General features: G+C 60.8%; 3 protein-coding genes. All 3 read left to right on the top strand.

The window, feature by feature from the left end:
* Positions 1-3 precede the first annotated feature (3 nt).
* Genes EL26_RS07140 through EL26_RS07150 form a run of 3 tightly spaced genes read left to right on the top strand, consistent with a single transcriptional unit; the run spans position 4 to position 11,312 of the window.
* Positions 4-5,517, top strand: a complete 5,514-nt coding sequence (locus tag EL26_RS07140; protein WP_038086081.1) for a type I polyketide synthase — start codon at positions 4-6, stop codon at positions 5,515-5,517.
* A gap of 3 nt (positions 5,518-5,520) precedes the next feature.
* A complete protein-coding gene (locus EL26_RS07145) occupies positions 5,521-10,260 on the top strand; it encodes a non-ribosomal peptide synthetase (RefSeq protein WP_052036099.1) in 4,740 nt (1,579 codons plus the stop codon).
* Positions 10,257-11,312: a TauD/TfdA family dioxygenase gene (locus tag EL26_RS07150; RefSeq protein WP_038086083.1), complete on the top strand. Its 1,056-nt coding sequence runs from the start codon at positions 10,257-10,259 to the stop codon at positions 11,310-11,312. Before EL26_RS07145 ends, EL26_RS07150 begins: the two co-directional genes overlap by 4 nt.
* Positions 11,313-11,442: the final 130 nt, after the last annotated feature.

Here is an 11,442-nt window from a genome sequence, read left to right on the forward strand (position 1 = left end):
GGAATGACGGAGCGTTTGAAACAAGGATATGAACCGATCGCCATCGTGGGGATCGGATGCCGCTTTCCGGGCGGCGTGGACAGTCCGGAAAGTTTTTGGAACTTGTTGGTTGAAGGAGTTGACGCGGTGACCGAAGTTCCGAGCGATCGCTGGGACGTCAAGCGTTTCTACCATCCCAATCGGGAAAAGCCGGGCGCGACGCATTCGCGCTGGGGCGGTTTTTTGGACAAAATCGACCAGTTCGATGCGGAGTTTTTCGGCGTGTCGCCGCGGGAAGCCAACACGATGGACCCGCAACAGCGCTTGATGCTGGAAGTCACCTGGGAAGCGTTGGAAGATGCGGGGCTGCGTCCGGAAACGCTCGCAGGGTCCAAGACCGGCGTTTTTGTCGGCTGCTTCACGAACGATTATCAATGGCTGCAAGTTTCCGAAAAAAACGCCAATCACCTCGAACTCCATACGACCTCCGGACTTTTGATGACGTTGCACTCCAACCGCATTTCGTACGTGTTTGATTTCCAAGGTCCGTCGATGACGTTGGACACCGCGTGCTCGTCATCGCTGGTGGCGGTCCATCTGGCTTGCCAGAGCTTGATCACGGGCGAGTCCAACTTGGCGTTGGCAGGCGGCGTCAACGTGATGCTGAAGCCGGAATTGAGCAACTCGCTGTCCAAAGGGGGATTCCTCTCTCCCGACGGCCGCTCCAAAGCGTTCGATTCGCGCGCCAACGGGTACGTGCGCGCCGAAGGGGCGGGCATGGTCGCGCTGAAGCGACTGGAAGATGCGTTGGCGGACGGCGATCCGATCTATGCGGTCATCGCCGGGTCGGCGTGCAACCAAGACGGCCGCAGCGTCGGCCTGACGGTTCCCAGCGGCTCTTCGCAAGAAAACTTGGTCCGTGAAGCTCTGCAACGGGCGGGCATCGGGGGTAACCAACTGCAATACATGGAAGCGCACGGCACCGGCACGGCGGTAGGCGACCCGATTGAAGCGACGGCGTTGGGGACCGTGCTGTCGGAAAACCGACCCGCTGATGAATTCTGCTGGGTGGGCTCCGTCAAAACCAACCTCGGTCATACCGAAGGGGCGGCGGGTGTGGCCGGGCTGATCAAAGCCGCGCTGTGCTTGAAAAACGAACAGATTCCGCCGCATCTGCACCTGTTGAACGTCAATCCGGCTATCGACTTCGACAGTCTGCAACTGCGCGTCCCGAACTCGAACGTCCCGTGGCCGTCCACTTCACAGCCGCGCTATGCGGGCATCAACTCGTTTGGATTTGGCGGCACGAACGCGCACGTCGTCTTGCGGGAAGCACCGACTGTGGACAAAACGCAACCGTCGCGTGCGGCTCACGATTTTCTGATCCCGCTCTCCGCTCGCACGCCCGACGCGCTGGTTGAAGTCGCCGCGTCCTACCACCGTGCGCTTGCAGAAGCAGGAGAACTGGAAGGCGTGTCGCTTGCCGACCTCGCGTTCAGCACAGCGCAACGTCGCGGGCATCACGGACAACGCATGGCGCTCGTGGCATCCGAACAAAGCGAGCTGCTCGAAGCGCTCGAAGCCGTGATCTCCGGCGAAGCGCACGACCGGGCTGTGGTCGGCACCACGGCGGTGCTGCCGGACAAGCCTCGTGTCGCGTTCGTCTACACGGGGATGGGCCCGCAGTGGTGGGGGATGGGCCGACAACTCTATGCAGAGGAGCCTGTCTTCCGCGACGCGCTGGACCGGTGCGACCGCGCGTTCCAAGCGGTTTCCGGCTGGTCTTTGCTGGAAGAGATGTTCAAGGACGAAGCTGAGTCCCGCATGGTGGAAACCCAGATCTCGCAGCCGGCCAATTTGTTTTTGCAGATCGGGTTGACGAACTTGTGGCGCTCCAAAGGCATTGAGCCGGACGGCGTGATCGGACACAGCGCCGGCGAAGCATCGGCTTCGTATGCGGCCGGGATCATGAGCATCGAAGAAGCGGTTCGCGTGGTGTACCACCGCAGCCGCCTGCAACAAAGCATGACCGGTCAGGGCACGATGGTCGCTGTCGGGATGCCGGAAGCGTCGATCCGCGAACACATGGCCGGTTTGGAAGATCGAATTTGCGTGGGCGCGATCAACTCGCCCAGCGGTGTCACGCTCGCCGGCGATACGGAAACGCTGGAGCGCGTGCTGGCTCCGTTGCAGGAAACGGACGTGTTTGTTCGTTTTTTGAAAGTGGGAATGGCGTTCCACAGTCATTTCATGAACCCGATTCGCGAGGAGTTCCTCGGTCATCTGGAAGGGATGAAAATCAACCCGACCCGTTTGCCCTATTACTCGACCGTCTTGGGAACCCGCACGGACGTTCACGAACACGGAGTGGAGTACTGGTGGCGCAACTTGCGTGATACCGTGCAATTCTCCAACGCGTTGCTGAACATGATCGACGACGGGTACAACGTGTTCCTGGAAATCGGACCGCATCCCGTCTTGGCGGCTTCTGTGCGCGAGTGCTTGACGCTCAAGGGGCGCACCGCCGAGGTCTTGCCGTCGATTCGACGCGCGGAACCGGAACGCCCGCAATTGTTGCGCTCGCTGGGAGCCCTGTACACGCTGGGTCTGGAGCCGAATTGGGAGAGCGTCAACGGAACCGGTTCGTTCGTCCGCTTGCCCGTGTATCCGTGGCAGCGAGACGTGTACTGGCACGAGTCGCCGGAATCCCGCCGCTATCGGGTGGGCGACCCGGACGCTCACCCGCTGCTCGACCAGCGCGTGCCGATGGCGCGTCCCGTCTGGGAGAGCAACGTCGATCTCTGGCGTCTGCCGTATCTCGGCGACCATCGAATCCGCGGAGCCGTTGTCTTTCCCGGGGCGGCGTATCTGGAGATGGGGATGGGCGCTGCCCGCAAGTTCTACGGAGACCAGATCACAGGCTTGGAAGTGACGCAGGTCACGTTCGAAAAAGCTCTGTTCCTCAACGAAGAGACGGGGAACCGTCTGCAGTTGCACCTCGATCCGGCCAACGGGCGTTTCGAAGTGTACGCAGCGGGATTTGAAGCGGACCCGATCTGGGCGCGCCATGCGTTCGGGACGGTCAAGCCGCATCCGGCTCCGGCCGTCCGCCGCACCAACCTCGAATCGTGGCGGGCCGACTGCACGCGTTCGATTTCCGCAGAGCAAGCCTACGCACACTTTGCCGGCCTTGGTTTGGAATATGGCGTGTTGTTCCGAGGCTTGGAGCAGATCCGGCAAGGGCACGGCAAAGCGATGGCGGAGATTGCGATGCCGGAATCTTTGGCGGCAGATGCCGGGGAGTACGTCATCCACCCGGCCCTGTTGGACATCTCCCTGCAGATGATGGCGGCCGTTTTGCCGATCGGAGACGCGGGGAGTTCCGCGCTCTTCATGCCGGTCGAACTCGGACGCTTGGCGATCTGGTCGAAACCGCAGGCGAAGATGCTGGCGTTCGCAGAGCTGCACGAGCACACGGAATCGACGGTGCGTTGCTCGATCACCGTCACCGATGAATCGGGCCAAGTTCTCTTGGAAGTCGCAGATATCCTCGCCCAGTCTCTTCAAAACGACGCCGCGCACGCTCGCCACAGCATCCCTTCGTTCGCGGAACAGGTCTGGACGCCGCACGAGCGCGAGCGTTCGGCGGCGGGTGCCGAAGAAATGGACGCAACAGGAGTGTGGCTGTTGTTTGCGGACGAGGGAGAGGTCGCGGAGCAGGCGGCCCGCCAACTGCGCGCGCATGGCGGGACACCCGTGCTGGTGCAAGCGGGCACAGAGTTCCAACGCCTCGGCCAAGACTCCTATTCGATCCAAGCGGCCGAAGGAAGCGACTACCTCCGCCTGATGCAGGACCTGTCAGCGGACGGCCGGGCTCCCCGCGGACTCGTGCATTTCTGGAGCTTAAACCAAACGGGTGCCGATGCGATGCAAGAGTCCGGATGCGGCAGCGCGCTGTTGCTCGTCCAAGCCCTCGAAGCCGCTTCTGTGAAACCGCGCATCTGGTTTGTCACGCGCGGCGCGAACCCGATCAACGGAACGGAGACGGCGGACGGTCTCGGCCAATCCGCGCTTTGGGGCCTGGGTCTCGTCATCGGGCACCAAGAACATCCGGAACTCTGGGGAGGGCTTCTCGACCTCGACCCTGTCCAAGAGCCGTCGCACGACGCAGCGCAACTCCTTCAAGAAATTCTGCGGCCGGACGGCGAAGACCAGATCGCCTTCCGCGCAGGGCAACGACTGCTTCCCCGTCTGCAGGAGCGGGACATGACCGTTCCGTTGCCGCCGAAGTTCCGCTCGGACGGCGCGTACCTGATCACCGGGGGCTTCGGCGGACTGGGCTTGCTGTTTGCGCGTTGGCTGATTGAACACGGAGCCCGCCACTTGATCCTCGTCGGGAGAGAGCCGTTCCCGGCCCGCCGCGATTGGAGTCAACACCCGGCAGACAGCCGCTTGGGTCAACGCATCCAAGCAGTGCGCGACCTCGAGTTGCTCGGGGCAAGCGTCCACATCACAGGGTTTGACATCGCAGACGAAGCCGGCTTGCAACACTTCCTCGACGAGTATGACCGCGAGGGAAGACCGGCAATTCGCGGCATCCTTCATACTGCCGGCACGGCGATCCCGCAACTGCTCTCGAAGATGACGCTGCAAGACCTGTATGACGTGATGAAACCGAAAGTGCGGGGCGCTTGGAATTTGCACCGCGCCTTCGCCGACCGCGACCTCGATCACTTCATCCTGTTCTCGTCGACCGCTGCGCAACTCGTCTCGGCCGGACAGGGGAACTACTCGGCCGGCAACAAGTTCCTCGACGCGCTGGCCCGCTTCCGCCACGGACAGGGACTGCCCGCCCAGAGCATCAACTGGGGGTCTTGGGCGGATGTCGGCTTGGCGATCAATCTCGACCTGTTGGACTTCTTCGAGCGTCGAGGTCTCTTCCCGATCCAGCCGGACCAGGGCTTGGAAGCGTTCGGCCATCTGATCGCCCACAACGTTCCGCAGATCACCGTCGCAGCGATGGATTGGAACACCTTCTGCCAACACAACTATCCGGCCGGCGTGCTCCCGCCGCTTTTGGCGGACATCCGGGCACAGCTTGGCGATGCGGAATCGGACGGTGGAAACGGGGAAAGCGAACCGGTCGACTTCAGTGAACGCTACCGCCAAACGGACACCGAAGAGCGCCAACACGTGCTCCAAGATCAACTCTCCGACGTCGTCTCGCAAGTTTTGCGCATCCCGCGCGCCAAGTTGCTCCCGGAGCGCTCTCTGCAAATGTACGGGCTTGACTCGATGATGGCGATCGAACTCAAAGGCCGTCTGGAAAAAACGATCGGGGCTTCCGTGCCGATCGTGGAACTCATTCGCGGCGTAAGCGTGGCTGAACTGGCCTCTTCCTTGCGTCCGCAAGTCGACGAATGGGCGTTGCTGTCCACCGCAGACGTCGAGGAAGATCTAGTGGCTGAGCTCAGCGAACTCTCGTCCGAGGAATTGGATGCATTGTTGGCAGAGATCGCAGCTTCGAAGGAGGAGTAAACCATGAGCAATTTGAAAGACCGCCTCTCCCACCTAAGCCCGGAACAGCTGGCCGCCCTGCAAGCGCGCGTCAAAAAAAACAAATCGTCCGCCGCTTCCAACCCGTTGCAAATCCCTGCGATCCCCAGGGACCAAGCCGAATACCCGGTCTCGTTTACACAAAAGCAGATGTGGTTGCTTCAGCGCATGGAGCCGGACAATTCCTCCTATAACAACGCTTCCCTCATTCGGGTGACCGGGACCCTCGAACCGAAGCTCCTCGAGGTCAGCTTCCAGAAATTCGTCGACCGCCATGAAGCGCTGCGCACCGTGTTTCGGGAGAACAGCGAAAACGAACTGTTCCAGCGCGTGTTGGATGAACTTACGATTGAGATCCCGTTGGTGAGCCTCGAACACCTCCCGCTGTCTGAGCGGGAGGAGGAGGCGAACCGTCTGATGCGTTTGGAAGCCCAACGCCCCCTCGATTTGGAGCACGGTCCGCTGATTCGGCTCTTTCTGTACCGTCTCTCGGAGCAGGAACACCTGCTGTTGTTCATGATCCACCACATCGTCATCGACGGCTGGTCGGCCGGGATCATGCTCTTTGAGATCGGTCGCTTCTACGAAGAAGCGCTGACCGGGCAAGCGACGAACTTGCCGGAACCCGGCCTGCATTATATCGACTTTGCGGCTTGGCAGAACGAGTGGTTCAGCGGGGAGGTGGCCGCGCAACAGCTCGACTATTGGAAAACACAACTCGCCGGCAAAGTCCCGACTCTGGAATTGCCGTTTGACCGCACGCGCCCGTTGATTCCCCGCTACAAAGGCTCGCTCTATCACCTGCATGTGGACGCCGACCTGCGCAACTCCCTGCAAGAGCTCAGCCGCGAAGCGGGAACGACGATGTTCATGACGCTGATGGCGGGGTTCCAAGCGCTGTTGCATCGGTACACCGGGCAAGAGGACTTCGCCGTCGGGTTTCCGGTTTCCGGACGTTCTCGTGAAGAAACGCAAGGCATCATGGGGCCGCTGGTCAACTCCTTGCCGCTGCGGGCGCAAGTGTCCAGCGAAGAGACGTTCTCCGACCTGTTGCAGCGGGTGCGCGAGCGCTTGACAGGCGCGATGGCCAATCCCGACGTTCCGCTCGCCAAATTGGTGGAAGAGTTGCAACCGGAACGCCCGCCCGGCGTCTCTCCGTATTACCAAGTCATGTTCAACCTCAACCGGGAGTATCCCGAAACGCACCTGCCGCAACTGAGCATGGTGTACGAGATGTTCGACGCGGGCGTGGCGAAGTTTGACATCGTCATCGAAGCCCACCTGAAACCGGACGGCTTGCAGTTTGTGTTCGAGTACAACACCGACCTGTTCGACGAAGCGACGATGGTCCGCTTGGCGAACGCCTTCCGCATCTTGCTGGCCGGAGCAGTCGAGAATCCGAACCGCCCGATTTGGCAGTTGCCGATTCTCACGCCGGAAGATCGGTTGCGCCTGTTGGTCGAGTGGAACGACACCGCCACGGAGTATGATCCGCGTGAGCAGAATGTCGTACAGCGCTTTGAAGAGACGGCAGCCCGCCACGCGGCGGATGTGGCGGTCGTAAGCGGCGACCGCAGTCTCACCTACCGAGAGCTCAACGAACGCGCCAACCGTTTGGCGCGCTTCCTGCGCGAACAAGGAGTGAGAGCGGACGATCGCGTAGGCATTTGCGCAGACCGCACTCCGGAGCTCGTGATTGCGATCTTGGCGGTGATCAAAGCGGGAGGCGCGTACGTGCCGATCGACCCGGCGTACCCGCAAGACCGCATCTCGTTCATGGTGGAAGACAGCGGAATCAAACTGTTGCTCACTCAAAGTCATCTCGCGGAACGGCTTCCCGTGCAGACGGCCCGCTTCCTCTTGGACGCCGAACTCCACACCTTGGACGCGGTGTCCGCCGAGAATCTCGACCACACGATCTCAGCGCAAGACCTCGTGTACGTCATCTACACCTCCGGCTCCACGGGACGACCCAAGGGAGTTTTGATCACGCACGGCGGCTTGATGAACTACTTGACGTGGGCGATGGACGCGTATGCCCAGCAGGGGCATGGAGCACCGGTGCACTCGTCGCTGGCGTTTGACCTCACCGTCACCTCGACGTACGTGCCGTTGCTGACAGGCAAGCGCATCGTCCTCGTCTTGGACTCGATGGGCGTGGACGCGCTGGTGGACGCGATGCGCACCTACCCCGGGTACAGCTTGACCAAGATCACGCCCGCCCATCTGCAGTTGCTGGGGATGGAGACCGCAGCGGGCGACGCGCACACGTGGAATCACGTCTTCGTCATCGGCGGCGAAGCGCTGACGTACGAAGGCATCGCCCCGTGGCTGACTCATGCGCCGGACACCGTCTTGGTCAACGAGTACGGCCCGACCGAAACGGTCGTCGGCTGTTGCGTGTACAGCGTACCGCGCGGAGAGAAAGCGACCGGCCCCGTCCCGATCGGACGCCCGATCGCCAACACGAAACTCTACGTACTCGACCCGCACTTGCAACCCGTTCCGATCGGAGCGGTTGGCGAGTTGTACATCGGCGGGTACGGGGTGGCGCGCGGCTACTTGAACCGTCCGGAATTGACGGCGGAACGCTTCTTGGAAAACCCGTTTGAACCGGGCACGCGGATGTACAAAACGGGCGACTTGGCCCGCTATCTGCCGGACGGCAACCTCGTCTACCTCGGCCGCCTCGACGACCAAGTCAAAGTGCGCGGCTACCGCATCGAACTCGGGGAGATCGAAGCCGTGCTGGAAACGCACGAGCAGATCCGATTGGCCGCTGTGGTCGTGCAAGACGACGGAGCGGGCGACAAGCGTCTCGTCGGCTACTACACCACGGCAGACGGCGAAGCGCTCAAGTCCCGCGACTTGCGCAACTTCTTGAAAGACACGCTGCCGCCGCACATGATCCCGTCGCACCTCTTGCATCTGGAGAGCATGCCGCTGACGGTCAACGGCAAGATCGACCGCCGCGCGCTTCCTTCTCCCGACGCGCCGCAGGCGGAAGACGCGGTGCAAACGACGCAGCTCACCCAGTTGGAGAGCCAAGTGCAAGCGGTGTGGAAGTCCGTGTTGAAACGAGACGACATCGGCGTGCAAGAGAATTTCTATGAAATCGGGGGGCACTCCGTCAACGCGATCTTGATCACCTCGCGCCTCAAAAAAGAACTGGGCGTCGACTTCCAAATTCGCGACATCTTCCAAGCGCCCACGATTTCGCAACTGGCGTCCTTCCTCGGGAACAAGCTGCGCGAAAACCACGGCGATGCCCTGCCGCCGCTCAAGCCGGTCTCGCGCGCGCTGCCGTTGCCCTTGTCGTTTGAACAACAGCGACTGTGGTTGTCCGACCAGATGCAGCGCGACACCCAGTACAACGTCACCCACGTTTGGGAGATCGAAGGCGACCTCCACCCGGAGGTGCTGGAGCAAAGCTTCCGCGACGTGATCGAACGCCATGAAGTCTTGCGTACCGTCTACCGTCTCGACGGCACCCAACCGGTGCAAGTGATCCTCCCCGAGTCGGGATTTGCGATCTCGCAAACGGACCTCCGTTCGCTGTCGGCTGCCGAACAGATCGAAGCGATCCAAGCGAAACAAAACGCGATCAACACCGCGTTCGATCTGGAGAACGGTCCGCTCTTGCGTGTGGAACTGCTGCGCTTGAGCGACCAACGCCACGTGATGATCTTGTGCGCGCACCACATCATCGGGGATGGATGGTCGATGGACATCTTGCATCGCGAACTGTCCGCCTTCTATGCATCACACCGGAGTGGCGCGGATTCCTCGCTCCCGGCCCTGACCTTGCAGTATGCCGACTACGCGGTCTGGCAACGCCGCTTGGTGGAAGAGGGGTATCTGGAGGAGCAAGTCCGCTATTGGAAGCAGACGCTGGCCGACACCGCGCCGCTGCTCGATTTGCGCCCGGACTTCCCGCGCCCTGCTGTGCAGACGACGAACGGCAACACCATGCGCCTCGATTTCACGGACGGGCTGTCGGAGCGCTTGGATGAATTCTCCCGTCAAGAAGGCGCGACGTTGTTCATGACGTTGCTTGCCGCCTATGATCTGGTGTTGGCACAACGAAGCGGCCGCGACGACATCCTCGTCGGGATTCCGATGGCGAACCGCCAATCCGAAGAGACGCATCCGATCTTCGGCATGTTCGTCAACACGTTGGCGATTCGCACCCGGTTGGCAGGAGCAACGACGTTCCGCGATCTGTTGCAACGCACGCGCGAAGCGGCTCATGGCGCGCTGTCCAACCAAGACTTGCCGTTCGACCGGGTGATCGAAGAGATCAATCCGGAGCGCAACACCGCCTATCCGCCGTTGGTGCAAGTGTGGTTTAACCACCAGAACACCCCGCGCACCGACCTTGCGTTGCAAGGCGTCACCCTGCGTGCCCGACAAGTTCCCGAAGAAGCGGTCAAATTCGACCTCATGCTGGAAGCGTTGACGAAAACGGACGGGGAACTCGCCGTCTCGCTTTCGTACAACACCGACCTCTTCCGCACCGCGACCGTTGAGTTGTTCGCTTCGCAGTGGAAAGCCGTTCTCCAAGCGGTGGTCGCCAACCCGGAGGTCACCCTTGACGAATTGCGGACGATGATGTCGGAATTGGCGGGGCGTTCGGAAGAGCAGCAGCAACAGAATTTCCAATCGGCCCGCCGTTCCAAACTGCAAGCGACCAAAGCCAAAAAAACAGGAGGGAGCCAATCATGAAAAAAGGATTGTCCGGTATCAAAGCAACATCTGTAAAGCTCCATGCGGAGCAAGATCTGGTACAAATTCGCGAGTTTGCCGAAGGGCAGACGCTGCCGGTTCTCATCACGCCTCTGGTACCCGGAGTCGACGTGTTGGAATGGTGCAAAACCAACAAGTCGAAAGTGGAGGAGTTGCTGTTGCAACACGGCGGAATTCTGTTTCGCGGGTTTGACGTCTCCACGCAAGAGCGATTCGACGAGTACGTCAGCGGCATGTGTGAAAAACTGCTGGTCTACAACGAATCTTCGTCGCCGCGCACCAAACTGACCGGCAAAGTGTACACCTCGACGGAACATCCGAAAGAACTGGTGATCTTGCAACACAACGAGCTTTCCTACTCCAGCACGTGGCCGCAGAAGATCTGGTTCTGTTCGGTCAAGGAGGCGGAAACGGGCGGAGCGACGCCGCTTGCCGACATGCGCCGCGTCTATGAGCAGATCGACCCGGCCATCCGCGCTCGATTTGAAGAAAAAGGATGGATGCTCGTGCGCAACTACGGTGACGGATTCGGGCTGCCGTGGCAAGACGTCTTCCATACCGAGGACAAGTCGGAAGTCGAAACGTATTGCGCCACCCACGGAATTGAAGTCGAGTGGAAGCCAAACGGCCTGTTGCGCACCCGCCAGAAGCGCAAAGCGGTTCGCTTCCATCCGGTCACAGGCGAGAAGATCTGGTTCAACCACGCTTCGTTTTGGCACGTATCCAGCTTAGAACCGGAAATTCGGGACCTGCTCGTCGACGAGCTGGGTCTGGACGGGTTGCCGTACAACACGTACTACGGCGACGGCACTCCGATTGAAGACGAGACCGCTGCTGCCATCCGCGCGGTCATCGAAGCGGAGACCATCGCCTTTCCGTGGCAGCGCGGGGACCTGTTGGTCCTCGACAACATGTTGGTCTCCCACGGACGTGAATCGTTCACAGGCGAACGCAAAACCTTGGTGGCGATGGGAGAACCGCTCGACTCCGCAGAAGCGGACGAGATCGACGCATCGTTTGCCACCCGCTAACCACTCGCTTGCAAGTTTCACAGAAAAAAGCCCCTCTTCCGCCTGGTCAAGACCCCATTTGGTAGGCAGTGAAAAAAGACCTTAAACCGCAAGCTGGCGCCTGTACTCACGAGGCGTCAGCTTGTTGAGC

Source organism: Tumebacillus flagellatus, from assembly GCF_000714935.1.
GTDB lineage: Bacteria > Bacillota > Bacilli > Tumebacillales > Tumebacillaceae > Tumebacillus > Tumebacillus flagellatus.